Here is a 14,388-nt window from a genome sequence, read left to right on the forward strand (position 1 = left end):
TCGCGGACAAAGCACCGTCCTGCCTGCCGCGCCGTGCAGTTGAATGGGGGAGTGATCCCTGCACCGAATCCCGCCGCCCTCCCGGCGAAGAGCCTCGTCCTCATCCCGCTCCTGCGAGCAGACCTCGAGGCGGCGCACTATTCCGTCGCGACCCTGAGTGGACTCTGGGGCCCCGAAGCGGATGCCGCGCTCCGCCGCAACCAGCGGGTCCCCGCCCTGCGGGCCCTCGCGGCCCTTCGCGCCAGGCTCGGTCGCGAGGAGCCGTCGGCGACCCTCGCGCAGCTCTTCGTTCTCGGACTCCCGGTGACGCGCGGCGCGCTGTCGGCGGCGCTCCCGAGCCTCGGGGCGGCAGGTGCCGTCGCGCTCGGGCTCGTCGCCCGCGTCGGTGAGGATGACGGACCCGGCGCAGAACCCGGCGCAGAACCCGGCGCCGACGAGAACACCCTGCTCCGCCCGCTCGTCGAGCTCCGCCCGTACAGCTTCGTGGACGCCCACGGGGCCGGCAGCTGGTGGATCGCCTCCGACCTCGGCGAGCTCGTACTCGGGCACGCGCTCGGCGAGAGCCATGTGCTCGGCGTCGGCGGGGCATCCCTCACCCTGAGCGGCCTGCTGCTGCCGAACCCGGTCGACACCGCCCTCGACCTCGGGACCGGCTGCGGGATCCAGGCCCTGCACGCCTCCCGCCACGCCAGACGCGTCGTCGCGACCGACATCTCCGAGCGTGCGCTCGAGCTCGCCGCCCTCAACGCCGCGCTCAACGGCGTGACCAACATCGAATTCCGGCTCGGCAGCCTGTTCGAGCCGGTCGCGGGCGAGCGCTTCGACCACATCATCTCCAACCCGCCGTTCGTGATCACGCCGCGGGCAGAGGGCGTGCCGAGCTACGAGTACCGCGACGGCGGCCTCGTCGGCGACGCCCTCGTCGAGTCCGTCGTGCGCGGGGCTGCCGCGCACCTCACCCCGACCGGCGTCGCCCAGCTCCTCGGCAACTGGGAGTACCGCGCAGGCCAGGACGCCTTCGACCGCCTCGCCGACTGGCTCACCCCAGCCGCTGCCTCCGTCGACGCGAACCAATTCGACGGAGATTTTGCCGAAAAGACACCGGGGAAGCCGTCTTCGGCCCCTGCGGAGGGCGAATCTCCGTCGAATTCGTCAGGGCCCGCGCCGGCGCTCGACGCCTGGATCATCGAGCGCGAGGTGCAGTCGCCCGAGCTCTACGCCGAGACCTGGATCCGAGACGGCGGCACCCGGCCGGGCACGGCCGACTTCGACCGCCTCTACGACGCCTGGCTCGACGACTTCGCGGCGCGCGGAGTGACGCAGGTCGGCTTCGGCTACCTGCTGCTCCGCCGCCCGGACACCGCCCGGCCAGCGGAGGTTCCGCGGTTGCGGCGCCTCGAACGCCTGCACGGCGGCCTCGGTCACAACCCGGACGGCATCGGCAGCCACCTCGCGGCCTGCCTCGCCGCCCACGACTGGCACGCGGCCCTCCCGGATGACGACCTCGTCTACGCGACCCTGACCGTTGCTTCCGACGTCACCGAGGAACGCCACTTCTGGCCCGGCCAGGAGGACCCGACCCTGCTCACCCTGCACCAGGGCAGTGGATTCGGCCGGTCGGTGTCGCTCGACACCGCGCTCGCCGCGCTCGTCGGGGCCTGCGACGGCGAACTCGCGGTCGGCGCGATCGCCGGTGCGCTCGCCGAGCTGCTCGAGGTCTCCGAACGCGATCTCACCGCCGAGCTCCTCCCGCGCGTGCGCGAACTCCTCGATGACGGTTTCCTCCTCCCGCCAGAACTGCTCGCCTGACCCGGTCCCGACGTACCCGCCGGCGGCGGGCGACCGCCCGAACCGGCCCCTGCGGTAGTTTGGAACCAACCGGATTCGTTCGGAGAGGAGGACGTGAGTGACACCCGACGCGCGGAACGCCATGAAACGTCGCACCTTCCTCATCGGAGTCACGGGTCTCTCGACCCTCGTTCTCACCGCGTGCGTGTCCCCGGCCCCGCGGCCGAGCGCATCCGCCACCGCTACGTCGACCCCCGCACCGACGCCCACCGTCTCGCCCGTGCCGAAACCCGCGCAGATGCGCCGCACCTCCTGGTCGGCCGACCCGTTCGCCCGCGGTTCGTACAGTTTCGCCGCCGTCGACTCCACGCCCGAGCAGCGCACTGCGCTCGCCCAACCCGTGCTCGACCGGGTCTTCTTCGCCGGCGAGGCCACCTCGACCGACGCTCCGGGAACGGTGCAGGGCGGCCGCGACTCCGGCTTTCGCGCGGCGCGCGAGATCATCGCCGCCGCAGCGCCCGGCGAACGCATCGCCGTGATCGGCGCAGGCATCGCCGGGCTCAGCGCCGCGCGCATCCTCAAGGACGCCGGTTTCGACGTCGTCCTCGTTGAGGCTCGCGACCGCATCGGCGGCCGCATCGACACCGTCAGCGACAAGAAATGGCCCTTCCCTGTCGAGCTCGGCCCGTCCTTCGTGAGCCACAGCGACACAACGTCCCTCGACGAGGAATTCACCCGCCTCGGCATCGCGACCACCCCCTTTCCGAGCGCGAGCGAGACCCGCACCCATGCCGGAATCGTCGTCGCGGTGCCCGACACCGGCGAAAAAGCCGTTGCGACCGCGCTCGCCTGGGCCACGAAACAGGCCAGTGACATGTCCGTACACGGCGCGCTCGACGGCTCCGGCGCGAGCACGCTGTCCACAGCGGATGCCGGTGACGGTGTTTCGGCGGCTGACTGGCTCGCATTCCGGGTCGCGACCGTTCTCGATATCGACGCGGGCGCATCCGTCGACCAGCAGTCGGGCTGGTACACGAGCGCGGACGCCGGCGCGAACGAGGACCGGATCGTGCTCGGTGGATATGCCCACCTGCTCACCAAGGCGGCAGAGGGCATCGACCTGCTCGACTCGAGCGTCGTCACCAAACTTGCATACACCGACACCGGCGTGAGCCTGCGTCTGGGCACGGGGGAGTCGCTCTCCGCCGACCGGGTGCTCGTCACCGTTCCGCTCGGGGTGCTGAAATCCGGGGTGCTCGAATTCGACCCCGCGCTGCCCTTCGCGCACCGCGGCGCGATCGCCGACCTCGGCATGGGCACGCTCGACAAGGTCTGGCTGCAGTTCGACGAGCCGTTCTGGAGCACGACCGCCCCGCTGTGGACCACGGTCGGCGGGGACGAGGACTTCCGGGTCTGGATCAACATGATGCCGCTCACCGGGGAGCCCGTCCTGGTCGGACTCGTCGCCGGGGACACGGCGCTCCGGCTCGCCGGGGCCGACGACGCCACGGTGCTTGCCGCCGCGCTGCGCGGGCTGACCCCGTTCTACGTGCCCCCGACGCCGAGCCCCACGCCGACGCCCGCGCCCTGACGAACCCCATAAAGTCAATCCCGAGCATTTCTCACCAAACGGTGTAAGCTATGCCCAATGTCTAGTCGCTGAAGATTCCCGGGGCGAGCCGGGACTTCATGCAGGTGCGGTCCGCCGTTGTGCAGCTCCCCAAGGTTTAGTCGTTCCCGGGTTGGTGTTGCCGATGGCTGCCAATTGGGTGGGTTGCGTGCAACGGTCGTAAGACCCAGCAATGTACACATGTCGTGCCGTCGGCCACCCGAGCGCGGTCGCGGCTTCGGTGCCCCGCCACAGTCGCGACTGCAGTTCCCCTGTTTGACCGCGTGATTGATCGTGCCTCATGGAAACCCTGCTGGACCAAGAGCTGGACAGCCTGCTCGACTTCGATTCCGACCTCGCCTGCGAGGGTTCCCACCATGGCCGCGGCCTGAGCGGCCACCATCCGACCGCGCCCGGCGCCTACATGGTCATTTCGCCGTGCTGCGGCCCGAAGGTCGTGCAGTGCTCCCCGCGGGTGATCGCCATGCAGCACTCCGGCGTGCTCTACTGCGGCGCCTGCCGCAGCGAACACCTCACCGTGGAATACACCTTCATCCCGCTGTAGGCCGTTCCGCCCACTCCCTTCCGCTGTACCATGCGAGGGCGCAGTTCGACCGCGCAACCGGATGCCGAGGGGAACCAGCCATGATCGCACTCACCGGAGCGACGGGGCTCGTCGGCGGTCTCGTTCGCGACCGCCTTGACGCGGCAGGAACGCCCACCAGGCTCATCGTGCGCTCGACCGCGCGGCTCGCGCGGCAGCATCCGGATGTCTGGACCGCCGGCTACGGCGATGCCCAGGCCCTCGCCCCCGCCCTCGCCGGGGTCGACACCCTGTTCATGGTGTCGGCGTCCGAGAGCGCCGAGCGGGTGACCGAGCACCGCACCCTGATCGACAGCGCCGTCGCCGCCGGAGTCGAGCGGATCGTCTATCTCTCGTTCCTCGGCGCCGATCCGCACGCCGAATTCACCCTCGCCCGGGACCATGCCGCAACCGAGACGCACCTGCGGGCGAGCGGCCTCGCGTTCACTTTCCTGCGCGACAACTTCTACCACCGGCTGATCGCGCAGATGTGCGGCGCCGACGGCGTCATCCGCGGGCCCGGCGGCGAGGGCCGCATCGGCTCGGTCGCGCACACCGACGTGGCGGATGCCGTCGCGGCCGTCCTCGGCGGCGGCGCTCGTCACGACGGGGAGACCTTCACCCTCACGGGGCCGCGCGGCTGGAGCCTGCGCGACGGCGCCGCGGAGCTCGCCCGGGTGACCGGGCGGCCGATCCGCTACGAGCGCGAGACCGAGCCCGAGGCGTGGGCGTCCCGCGCTCACTACGGTGCGCCGGACTGGGAGGTTGCGGGCTGGATCTCAAGCTATCTCGCGATCGCGTCCGGCGTGATGGATGTCGTGACGGACGACGTCGAACGCCTCACCGGGCATCCGCCCCAGGACCTGCCGGAGTACCTGCGCGCCACCCCCGACGCCTGGGCGCACCTCCGCCCCTAGCCCCCGGCCATTACCCTTCAGCCCTGGGGCTTGAGGCCCCGCCAGCCGCGGGACGACCAGGTCAGCATGGCTGCGATCCCGGTGAAGAGCGCGACGGCGACCACGCAGTACAGCACCGTCTCGAGCGGGCCGCTGACCTGCTTCGGGTCGAGGAAGAAGTAGGGATACCAGCGCACCAGGGCGCCCCGGATCAGGGTGAACGCGCCCCAGATGCTCGGGACGACCATGACCCAGGCGAGCGTCGTCCATGGCAGCCGGGCCTTGCCGGTGTCGGTGAGCCAGTCGACGAGCGCGATCCCGGGGATCCAGAAGTGCAGCAGCTGCGTCGACCACGGTACCTCCATCGTGTACGCCCGCGACGAGGACTGGATCACGATCGCGAGGAACACGATGCCCGAGACGATCATGTAGGTCGTGACGAGCAGCCGGATCCAGTCGAGCCAGGGTGGGTCGACCTCCCGGCGCAGGGCGACGATCCCCGCGGCGATGAAGACACCGACCGCGGCGATGGCGCTCTGCACGGTGAAATAGCTGAAGTAGTTGTACACAATAAAACTCTTGAAGCCGAGGATGTAGCCGAAGTACCCGAGCAGTGCGAGCACCTCGGCGCCGGCCAGGACGAGCCGGACGATCCCGACGATCCGCCGTCGCGGGGAGTGAAGCGGGGAGTGAAGCGGAGAGCGATCCGGGGAGCGCCGCCCCAAGCGCATCAGGGAACGCCTCGCCGAGCCCGGGCGCGCCAAGAGAACCGCGGCGAGCGACCCGGCCGGGTCGTCGGTGCGGGCGGGACGATCTGCACGCGCGCACATGCTTCAACGCTACGCCAGCGGGCAGGTCACTCGATCCGAAAGCCGTCGTCCCCGCGGTCCGGCATGTCCTCGACGTGCACGGTGTCGACCTGGGCAGAGGGCGGCCCGTGCCGCAGCCAGTCGAGCATCCGGTCGACCGATGCTGCCGGCCCTTCGACCTGTACCTCGACCGAGCCATCCCTGTGGTTGCGCACGAATCCCGCGAGCCCGAGTCGCCGGGCCTCTGCCTGCGCGTAGTACCGGAACCCCACGGCCTGGACCATCCCGCGCACCACCGCCTGTTTGCGAACCATCCCCCCATTGTGCCCCCGATCCGGTTCCCTGTCCCGATCGGGGGGACGCCGGAATACAGTGCTCTTGCTACCGTGGGAGCGCTGAGCCGACCGAGGCCAGGCTGGGGAGTCACGTGAGCTGGACTACCGCACTGATCACGCCCGCACTGCCCGATCACCCGCTCTTCGTGTTCGCGGCCTATTTCGCCGTCGTGCTCCTGAGCGTCGCCCTGCCGTTCGCGGTGTCCCTCGTGCTCTACGAGGTCCTCCAGCTCTGGGCGGTTCGGCGCCGTGAGCGCGCAGAGCCCGACCTGCGGGCGCTCCTGCTCACCGTCCTCGTCGCGGTGGCACTCGGCGTCATCGGCGTGCTGCTCCTGCAATTCGGCCTCACCGGCGCCCCGCCCGCGTCCGGCACGGCCGCGAGTCTCGGCGGGCTCGCCGTACGGCTCCTGATCGTGTTCGCGCCCCTGGCCGTTCTCGTCCTGGTGCTCCGCACCCTGATCGACCGCCGCCGCTGACCGCCGCCGCTGACCTCCGCCTGCGACCGCGGCTGACCGCATCGACTCAGCGGCACGCCCGCGGATGCCGACGCCCTAGACGACGGGGACCGGTGCGGTTATCGTGCCCAGATCACCCGGCACCCGCCGCGTGAACCTGCCAGAAACCGAAACGGAGCTGAGATGGACGCATTGACCGCACCGGAACGAGCCGAGGTCGAGCGAGCGAACGAGTCGGGCCTGCGCCCGGTCGTGTTCGTGCACGGGCTCTGGCTGCTCTCGAGCAGCTGGGACCGCTGGCGCGGCCGCTTCGAGGCCGCCGGCTACACAAGCATCGCCCCCGGCTGGCCCGACGACCCCGAGAGCATCGAGGAAGCCAAGCGCGACCCCGACGTCTTCGCCCACAAGATGATCGCCCAGGTCACCGACCACTATCTCGACGCCATCAACGACCTCGCGATCAGACCCGCCATCGTCGGGCACTCCTTCGGCGGGCTGATCGCCCAGCGCCTGGCCGGTGAGGGAGTCTCCGCTGCAACGGTCGCGATCGACTCCGCACCGTTCCGTGGCGTGTTGCCGCTGCCGGTATCCGCCCTGAAATCGGCGTCACCGGTGCTGCTCAACCCGGCGAATGCCGGGCGGGCCGTCTCGCTCACCTTCGAGCAGTTCAGCTTCGGCTGGGCCAACGCCCTCGACACCGACGAGGCGCGCGCCCTGTACGACACCTATCACGTGGCCGCATCGGGCGTGCCGTTGTTCCAGGCCGCGACCGCGAACCTGAACCCGTTCACTGAGGCGCGGGTCGACACGAAGAATCCCGAGCGCGGGCCGTTGCTCATCATCGCGGGGGACAACGACAACACCGTGCCGCTCGCGATCTCGCACGCGATCTACAAGCAGCAGAAGAAGAACCCGGGTCTGACCGAGATCGTCGAGGTGCCGAACCGGGGCCACTCGCTCACGATCGACCACGGCTGGGAGGAGGTCGCCGACCTCGCCATCGACTTCGTCAAGAAGCACGACTAGAGCAGGCGGGCGCGCGAGCGGGGGCAGCGGCTCAACAGGGGCGGCGGCTCAAACGGGGTGGGGCGGCAGATGCCGCGGCTCGCTAGTATCGATCCGGGGGAGCAATCATATGGTCGACAAAAGCACAATCGATCCGGGCAGTATCGACGACGGCCGCGTCGAAAACGAGGGCATGCGCCGCCGGTTCGCCGCGCAGGCCATCATCGACAAATTGCTGCGCCAGCAGGGTGCCCACCCGCGTCGCACCCGTCTCGCCCGCTTCCTCGGTCGGTCCCCGCTCGGCGGCAATGCCCTGGGCTGGTACCGCGGCGCGCAGGGAGAACTCGCCGTCGGCGCACTGCTCGCCCAGCTGCCTCCGGAGTGGGCGGTCTTCCACGGGCTCCCCGTCGGGGTGAACGGCTGGGACATCGACCACGTCGTCGTCGGCCCCTGCGGAGTCGTCACCATCAACACCAAGCAGCACCGCCGTGCTGCGGTGCGGGTCATCGGCGAGGACGTCATCGTCGGGGATCGAGCGGTGCCCTACCTCGAACACGCGGCCTTCGAGGGCGAACGCATCGACACGCTCCTGCATGCCTACCTCGACTTCACCGTCCCGATCCACCCCGTGCTCGCGTTCGTCGGTCCGAAGGGTGTCGTCCGCATGGGCCCCGAGAACGCGGTCACCGTGCTCGACGCCGCAGACCTCGTCTCGTGGCTGACGGCCCTGCCGCGCGTGCTCACGCCGCTCGAACGGTTCCAGGTGATCGCGCTGCTCGACGATCCCGCGAGCTGGGCCGAAACCGTGCCGGTCGGCACGGGCGACGGCCTGATGGAGCGCTTCACAGTGCTCGACAACCAGATGCGGTCGGCGCGGTTGCAGCGCCTCGTGCTCGCCCCCTTGAGGTCGTCGTCGGGCTCGGCGTCTCCGCCTACCTGGCCGCGAACCTCGGCATCGTCCTGGTCGGCGCTTTCTCCGGCTCGGGTCGCTGACTCCGCGGCTTCGCACTCACCAGTGATCGGCTGGGCGCCGCCCCAGTACGAGGTGCATCCTGCGTCACACCGCGTGTCCCGGGTGGGCAACCCGCACACAATGCTTCATATACACCCCATAACTTAACGAATGGAGCAATCCGTCTAGGATACTGGCGTAGCCTTGTTCCCACGGCCTATCCACGGGCCTGGGGAGGAGTGAGCCGTGTACACCCGCGTTGAGACCAGCTCCGCGGTGCAGCAGCTTGCGATCGGCCTTCACGACCCCGCCCGTGATCGACCCTGGGTCGTCGTCTCCTCACCGTTCGGAACAGCCATCCCCGAGATCGGCATCGATCAGCTCGCCACCCAGATCGGCGACGTCGCGCGCGTCTTCCTCGTGCAGACCGGAGAACTCACCCGGCAGCTCGGCGACCTGCTCCCCGCCCAATTCCAGGTCTACGGCAGCGCCGGCCGGTCATACCCCACCGGGCCGAACCCCTTCGCCGACCTGGCCAGGTCCCGCCTGCGCTTCACGCACGGCGACCCCCAGCACGCGACCGACCAACTCGTCACGGATGCCCTCGCTCACGCCCACCACGCCGGTCTCTTCGCGCTCGCCCCGGCATCCGTCATCACCGTCACCGGAACCGTCAAGGGCTTCATGCTGCACGGTTCCCGCGCCCTCGTCGAGCTCGATGACGGCGGCATGGCGACCATCTGGCAGGAACTCACTTACCCGCCCGTGCCGCTGGACTGGACCCTCTCGCCCGGCCAGCGCATCCAGGGTGCCCTCGATGCCCCGACCCACCGGCTCAATGTCGAGCTCAAACCGCCGACAACGGAGGTGATCGCCGAGCGCTACCCGCACGGTAGCGTCACCCTCGCCCTGGTGCAGAAGGTCAGCGCGCAAAAGGCCGTGCTCGCCCTGCACCCGCACCTCACGTTCACGATCACCCGCGCCGACATCTCGGCCAACCCGCGCGACCTCGTCGATACCCTGCTCTCCGAGGGCGACGTCGTGGCCGCGCGGGTCATGCACCTGCCGAGTGGCGCCCTGCACCTCGTGCTCAGCGACGTCGACGACGACGAGCCGGTGTTGCCGCCGCTCGCCGCCGTGCTCAACGGGCCGCCCTGGCTGCGCGAGAACCGCCCGCTGCTCCCGCTCGTCGAGGACGACGACACCGGAAGCGGCGACGACCTCGTCTTCGACCCGGCCATGTCCGCGAAGGGGCTTGCCGGGTTCGTTCGCGCGGCCGGCGCCGCTCTCGCCCAGGACGACCTGCACGGCGAGGCCGGTTTCCCCGACGCGCTCGCCGGTGCTGGCGCCGTGCGGCCATCGCCCGCCGACCTCGCCGCTCCCCGGCCGATCGTGCCGCGCCCGTTCCCCGGGCCCGGCCGCGTGCACGCCGTGCGCCGGCCGACACCCGCGACCGCGGGGTCGCCCGGCGCGATTCCGTTCCGCGTCGGCCCGACCCCGGCGCCGTGCGCGCCGACGTCGGTGTCTGCCCTGCAGTCCACCCAGCTCTCCCTGGCCGAGGCGAAGGCGAAGATCACCCGGCTCGAGGCGCAGCTCGTCGAGGCGGGAAGCACGGAGTCCGACCTCGCCCGCCTGCGCGAGCAGGCCCGCTCCGCGCAGCTGCAGCTCCGCGACGCGCTCGTCGAACTCGGCACCCTGCGCCACACCGTCGCCGAACTCCGCGACGAGCAGCGCACCCAGAAGCGGATGCTGCGCGAGTCCCGCCGGACCGTCGTCGCCCCCACCCCCAGCAGCGAATACGAGTCCCGCCGCGCCCTCTGGGAAGATGCCACCAGCTGGGTCCGCCACGAGATCGCCCTCGCCTGGGTCGACCGGGTCCCGGAATCCGACCGCGAGGAATGGCCGCTGCCGCACAGCTACGGCCTGTCAGACCGGTTCGCGGATTCCCTGAGCGGGCTCGACGACGGGCAGCTCGCGAAGGCGTTCAAGGCATCCGTCGATGTGCTGACCGGACGGGTCAAGACCCTGCAGGGCCGCCACCTGCACGCGCTGCGCCAGGGCGCAGGTCCCGCAGACCCGCACCTGCTGCGCTGGGACGGCGCCCGCTGCATGCGGGTGTCGATCGAGCAGAACACCCCGGCCGCGCGCCGGATGCACTTCTGGCAGAAGCCGGACGGCAGCGTCGAGCTGATCCGCATCGTCACCCACGACGATATGGAAGCCTAGGCAGTCACCCCTGACCGCCCGGCCGGGTCAGCCGGCGCGGCGCGGGTGGGTCGGCGGGAGCGTGTTCTCCACGTAGGGGATCCAGGATTGCGCGTCGCGGGCGAGCACGAAATCGGCGAACGACATCGGACTGGCCTGGGGGTCGACGCCCGGGATTCCGGTGGCGCCGGCCGCGGGTGCAGCCGGCATCGACCCCGTCGGAGTGTCGGCCATGGGCACGAAGCCCGGCGGAACGAAGGATGCCGGTCGCCGGCGGCGCTCCTCGTGCGCCGGAGGCCGGGGCTGCTGGTGCTGCTGGGCCGGAGGTCGCTGCTGCGGTGCCCGCCGGTCCGCTACCCGAGCGTCACCGTCCGGCGCCGGGCCGGTGCTGTGCCGCGGCCGGGCAGACGGGAGGCCCGTGTCCTGGCCCGCGGGATCCTGCTGCGGGCTGGCGCGGTAGAACGTGTCGGGGTGCTGGCTGTAACGATCGTCCGGGAAGGTGTCGGCATTCCGGGGGTCGCGCCGGTCGGCGGGCGGGCGACGGCGGTCGTTCGGGTACGGCAGGCCGGCCTTGCCCGGGTCGCGGCGATCGACGAATGCCCGGCGCCGCTCGATCGGCATCGGCAACGGCGCGCCGTACTGCGGGTTCGGGCGGGTCGCCGGGTTCTGCGGTTCCTGCGCCGGCGGATGCTGCCGCACCGGCGGGTACTGGAAGCTCTCCGGATCGAGCGGGTTCGACGGTGTTCCCGGGGCCTGGCGCGGGAGCCTGCTGTCGCGCGGATCCATCGGCGTCCGCCGGACCGGCGAGGGCGGCGGCGGAACGGGTCCGCGGCGGATGTACTGGTCGTCCGGTCCGCGGGTGGTCCAGCCGGCACGCGGACCGAACTGGGCCTGCGGGTTCTCCGCCGGTCGCTGCTGGGGGTACTGCTGCTGCGCCTCGCGCGCTTCGGCGCCGCGCGGGTCTGCGGCCGAGGGGCCAGCTGCCGGAGTTCCGGCGGCGGCCGGGCCCGCGGACGCGGTGGCCGGGCCGGACGGAGCCGCGGTGCTCGCGGGATCCGGTGCCGCGGCCCGCCGGGCCGCAGCGGGTGCGCGTGTCGGCGGTGCGGCATCCGTGCGCTTGCTCGCCACCCGGTCGAGCTCGCCGTAGAGCACGTCGCGTGCGGCGGACATCCGCACGAATTCGGTGGTCGCGGCCGCGATCGTCTCCGCGGAGGCACCGGCGAGGAGGTCGGGGTGGTGCGTCCGCGCCTGCTTGCGGAACTGCTTGTCGATTTCGGCGCGGCTCGCACCCGCAGGCACGTTGAGGATCTCGGCGGCGATCTCCGGGGTCATGACAGCGGGCCGAACGAACGGAGGTACTTGTTGTAGGCCAGGCGCTGCAGGGTGTACTTGTACTGCGGAGCGAGGGCGCGAACCCGGTCCAGCAGGCCGTCGTCGATCTCCTTCAGCCGGGAGCCCGCGCGGATCGTCAGGATCGGGCCGGCGACGATCGCCGCGACGAACACGAGGAAGAGGGGGTTGTGGGTGACCGCAAGACCGAGCACGGTCAGGAGCAGGCCGGCGACGAAGACTCCGACGCCGATCCAGAGGGACCGTTTCGCCGGGGCGAGGTTCTCCTCCGCGAAGCGCGTCCAGCCTTCCTCCGAGCGGGTCCAGAACACCCAGCCGGGAGGCGCGGGGGAGCATTCCGGAACCGGCGTCCATCCGGCAGGGGGCTCCCAGCCCTGGTTGCCCGCAACCCAGTCGAGGGTCGGCGTCGGCCACCGCGGCGGGCGCTGGAACTCCAGCGGCAACGGGTCGGGAAGCGTGGGGGCGTCGGCCATAGACCCAGATTAGTGGCATCGACGCCGGCTTCGGTCCCCTGAATGGGTGGCATCCCGGGGGGCATGGTCCGATACCCGCCGAGAATAAGTCCCCTAAAAAGGGGACACGGGCCCCCCGCGTATGCCACTATGTGTTCAGCATATTAATGCAGACGGCTACCCGACCCGAAAGTTCCACCATGTCCCACTGGTTTACCCGAATTGCTGCCGTCACCGGTGTCGCCGTTCTGTCCCTTACCCTCACCTCATGCACAAGCGTCGCCGCCCTCGTTGGCTTCGCGCCGATCGACCAGGCCAGCCAGGTCTCGGCCTCCGCCGCACCGACGGCCACCGCTACTCCGCTCGTCTTCAACTCCGTCTTCACCGACATGGGCTCGATCCACCCGACGATCCAGCTCGCGCCCCAGCTCGAGCTCCAGCTCGACATGTGGACGGAGCAGAAGACCCACGAGTGGTACACGGACAGCGACAAGCGTTTCTCGTTCGTGATCAGCGTCTTCGATCGCTCGCAGGCGCCTGAGGCGGCTTTCGGTACCAAGCGCCACGTCTACATGTCCAACGTCACGGTCACCGCAACGACGACCACGGCGAGCGGCGCGAGCACGACGCCGTTCGTGCTCAACGTGAACCCGATCGCCGCAACGCTCGACCCCGAGGCGCTCACGGGCCCCGGCGGGCTGCTCGTCACCTCGCCGAAGGGCGGCTTCCAGCTCGAGTCCAACTCGATCGGCGTGCTGACGCCGGACACCTACGGCCTGACCCTCGACTTCGCGATGACGATCGCCGGTGAGGCCACGGCCGGCGGCGGCGCGACCGTCACCCAGATCGTGCACCAGTCGATCCCGGTGGCGATCTTCAAGCGCATGTAACAACTGCATGAACAAGCGCCGGCACCGCACGCCGGCACGCCAGAAAGGCCCGGAACGGCGAAATCGCCGCTCCGGGCCTTTCCTGTTGTGCGGGCCTTTCTTGGTGTGCAGACCCGTAGGCTCACCGCAGCGGATGCCGCGGCGTCCGTCTACAGGGCGGGCTCGGTGACCGTGTTCTTCTGCAGGGTGACCGCGGTCTGCGACAGCAGGCGACCGTCGACCGTCGCGCCGGTCTTCAGGGCGACGAGGGACTTGCCGAGGACGGTGCCCTCGAAGTGCGCGGTCGTGCCGACCGCGACGGACCCGGCAGCCTGCCAGAAGACGTTCTTCGCGAGCGCGCCGCCGGTGAGGGTGACCCGGGTGGCGGATGCCTGGGTGATGTTCCCCGAGATCTGGAAGATGAACACGTCGGTCGGGCCGCCGTTGAGGGTGACGTCACTCGTGATCGTCACGCCGGTGTTCCACTTGTAGAGCCCGGGAGCGAGGGTGAGGCCGCCGATCTCGCCGGCGCCGAGGTCGATCGCATCCGGCAGGGTGCGACCGGCGGCATCGGTGTACGCGGTGCCCATGTCGCCGACGGCGGTCGTGAGCAGGCTCGGGGCGGTGATCTCGCAGGCGGGGCCCGCGGCATCCACGGAGTAGATCAGGCCCGTCACCTCGGGGCAGCTCAGGTGGATGGCGGCACCGGTGATGGGGCTCGCCCCGACGTTTCCCGTGATGGCCGAGGCGTAGACATCCGTCACGCCCGTCTTGGAGAGGATTGCGAAGGTGCCGGCGAGGCCGAGCGAGACGGGCGCGCGCACGGAGCCGACCGGGACGGCGGCGGAGGCGGAGCTGGCCCCGGTGGTGGTGGCGCCGACCGTGCCGACCGCCGCGAGGGCGATCGCGACCAGGAGGACGGGCAGCCACTTCCTGGCCGGCGTGGTGGTACTGGTTTCGGTGGGTGTCTGGTCGAATGCAGTCATGGTGATTCCCTTTGTTCCCGTCAGCCCGGGTCCGCGACTGCGGAGCCGGGGCAGGGCCGTCGCACGCGGCGGTCCCCGGAGCTCCATCCGGGTT

Annotated in this window: 14 protein-coding genes; 9 read left to right on the forward strand and 5 right to left on the reverse strand. The window is 70.6% G+C overall.

The features are described from left to right. The first annotated feature begins 51 nt into the window (after positions 1 to 51). The 4 genes from RGU41_RS01400 to RGU41_RS01415 all read left to right on the forward strand — a co-directional run bounded on the left by RGU41_RS01400 (position 52) and on the right by RGU41_RS01415 (position 4,897). Positions 52 to 1,809, forward strand: a complete 1,758-nt coding sequence (locus tag RGU41_RS01400) for a methyltransferase (RefSeq protein ID WP_322135297.1) — start codon at positions 52 to 54, stop codon at positions 1,807 to 1,809. 121 nt (positions 1,810 to 1,930) lie between these two features. Further along, positions 1,931 to 3,379: a flavin monoamine oxidase family protein gene (locus tag RGU41_RS01405; RefSeq protein ID WP_322135298.1), complete on the forward strand. Its 1,449-nt coding sequence runs from the start codon at positions 1,931 to 1,933 to the stop codon at positions 3,377 to 3,379. A 319-nt stretch (positions 3,380 to 3,698) separates the two neighbouring features. Further along, on the forward strand, positions 3,699 to 3,962 hold the full coding sequence (locus RGU41_RS01410; RefSeq protein ID WP_134449380.1) for a hypothetical protein: 264 nt from the start codon (positions 3,699 to 3,701) through the stop codon (positions 3,960 to 3,962). A gap of 80 nt (positions 3,963 to 4,042) precedes the next feature. Further along, on the forward strand, positions 4,043 to 4,897 hold the full coding sequence (locus RGU41_RS01415; protein ID WP_322135299.1) for an SDR family oxidoreductase: 855 nt from the start codon (positions 4,043 to 4,045) through the stop codon (positions 4,895 to 4,897). A gap of 17 nt (positions 4,898 to 4,914) precedes the next feature. On the opposite strand, the gene RGU41_RS01420 is transcribed toward RGU41_RS01415, so the two are convergent. Both RGU41_RS01420 and RGU41_RS01425 read right to left on the reverse strand, forming a co-directional pair. Continuing rightward, complete coding sequence (locus RGU41_RS01420) at positions 4,915 to 5,706, reverse strand: Pr6Pr family membrane protein (RefSeq protein ID WP_322135300.1); 792 nt, start codon at positions 5,704 to 5,706, stop codon at positions 4,915 to 4,917. 26 nt (positions 5,707 to 5,732) lie between these two features. Then, entirely contained in the window at positions 5,733 to 5,999 is a 267-nt protein-coding gene (locus tag RGU41_RS01425; RefSeq protein WP_134449383.1) for an acylphosphatase, read from the reverse strand. A 113-nt stretch (positions 6,000 to 6,112) separates the two neighbouring features. Between RGU41_RS01425 and RGU41_RS01430 the strand changes: the two genes are divergently transcribed. From RGU41_RS01430 to RGU41_RS01445, 4 genes are all read left to right on the forward strand, one after another. Next, entirely contained in the window at positions 6,113 to 6,496 is a 384-nt protein-coding gene (locus tag RGU41_RS01430; protein WP_322135301.1) for a hypothetical protein, read from the forward strand. 162 nt (positions 6,497 to 6,658) lie between these two features. Beyond that, positions 6,659 to 7,501, forward strand: a complete 843-nt coding sequence (locus tag RGU41_RS01435) for an alpha/beta hydrolase (protein ID WP_322135302.1) — start codon at positions 6,659 to 6,661, stop codon at positions 7,499 to 7,501. Positions 7,502 to 7,610: 109 nt separating this feature from the next. Then, positions 7,611 to 8,600 carry a nuclease-related domain-containing protein gene (locus RGU41_RS01440; protein WP_322135303.1) on the forward strand — a complete coding sequence of 330 codons (990 nt, stop codon included), beginning with the start codon at positions 7,611 to 7,613 and terminating at the stop codon, positions 8,598 to 8,600. Between the two features lie 78 nt (positions 8,601 to 8,678). Then, on the forward strand, positions 8,679 to 10,658 hold the full coding sequence (locus tag RGU41_RS01445; RefSeq protein ID WP_322135304.1) for a hypothetical protein: 1,980 nt from the start codon (positions 8,679 to 8,681) through the stop codon (positions 10,656 to 10,658). Between the two features lie 27 nt (positions 10,659 to 10,685). On the opposite strand, the gene RGU41_RS01450 is transcribed toward RGU41_RS01445, so the two are convergent. Together RGU41_RS01450 and RGU41_RS01455 are read right to left on the reverse strand one after the other, a co-directional pair. Continuing rightward, complete coding sequence (locus RGU41_RS01450; RefSeq protein ID WP_322135305.1) at positions 10,686 to 11,969, reverse strand: J domain-containing protein; 1,284 nt, start codon at positions 11,967 to 11,969, stop codon at positions 10,686 to 10,688. Next, positions 11,966 to 12,460: a hypothetical protein gene (locus RGU41_RS01455; RefSeq protein ID WP_166791042.1), complete on the reverse strand. Its 495-nt coding sequence runs from the start codon at positions 12,458 to 12,460 to the stop codon at positions 11,966 to 11,968. Before RGU41_RS01455 ends, RGU41_RS01450 begins: the two co-directional genes overlap by 4 nt. A gap of 179 nt (positions 12,461 to 12,639) precedes the next feature. Here RGU41_RS01455 and RGU41_RS01460 point away from each other — a divergent pair, with 179 nt between their 5' ends. Beyond that, entirely contained in the window at positions 12,640 to 13,329 is a 690-nt protein-coding gene (locus RGU41_RS01460) for a hypothetical protein (RefSeq protein ID WP_134449649.1), read from the forward strand. 149 nt (positions 13,330 to 13,478) lie between these two features. Here the strand turns inward: RGU41_RS01460 and RGU41_RS01465 are convergent, their stop codons facing one another. Continuing rightward, on the reverse strand, positions 13,479 to 14,294 hold the full coding sequence (locus tag RGU41_RS01465; protein ID WP_322135306.1) for an ice-binding family protein: 816 nt from the start codon (positions 14,292 to 14,294) through the stop codon (positions 13,479 to 13,481). Positions 14,295 to 14,388 lie beyond the last annotated feature (94 nt).

The organism is Cryobacterium sp. 10C3 (assembly GCF_034314285.1).
GTDB lineage: Bacteria > Actinomycetota > Actinomycetes > Actinomycetales > Microbacteriaceae > Cryobacterium > Cryobacterium glucosi.

Bases quoted from the DNA above. Each gene is read 5' to 3' on its own strand.
- RGU41_RS01435 (WP_322135302.1), top strand. From the start codon at position 6,659: ATGGACGCATTGACCGCACCGGAACGAGCCGAGGTCGAGCGAGCGAAC.
- RGU41_RS01410 (WP_134449380.1), top strand. From the start codon at position 3,699: ATGGAAACCCTGCTGGACCAAGAGCTGGACAGCCTGCTCGACTTCGAT.
- RGU41_RS01465 (WP_322135306.1), bottom strand. From the start codon at position 14,294: ATGACTGCATTCGACCAGACACCCACCGAAACCAGTACCACCACGCCG.
- RGU41_RS01455 (WP_166791042.1), bottom strand. From the start codon at position 12,460: ATGGCCGACGCCCCCACGCTTCCCGACCCGTTGCCGCTGGAGTTCCAG.
- RGU41_RS01420 (WP_322135300.1), bottom strand. From the start codon at position 5,706: ATGTGCGCGCGTGCAGATCGTCCCGCCCGCACCGACGACCCGGCCGGG.
- RGU41_RS01415 (WP_322135299.1), top strand. From the start codon at position 4,043: ATGATCGCACTCACCGGAGCGACGGGGCTCGTCGGCGGTCTCGTTCGC.
- RGU41_RS01425 (WP_134449383.1), bottom strand. From the start codon at position 5,999: ATGGTTCGCAAACAGGCGGTGGTGCGCGGGATGGTCCAGGCCGTGGGG.
- RGU41_RS01440 (WP_322135303.1), top strand. From the start codon at position 7,611: ATGGTCGACAAAAGCACAATCGATCCGGGCAGTATCGACGACGGCCGC.
- RGU41_RS01460 (WP_134449649.1), top strand. From the start codon at position 12,640: ATGTCCCACTGGTTTACCCGAATTGCTGCCGTCACCGGTGTCGCCGTT.
- RGU41_RS01450 (WP_322135305.1), bottom strand. From the start codon at position 11,969: ATGACCCCGGAGATCGCCGCCGAGATCCTCAACGTGCCTGCGGGTGCG.
- RGU41_RS01405 (WP_322135298.1), top strand. From the start codon at position 1,931: ATGAAACGTCGCACCTTCCTCATCGGAGTCACGGGTCTCTCGACCCTC.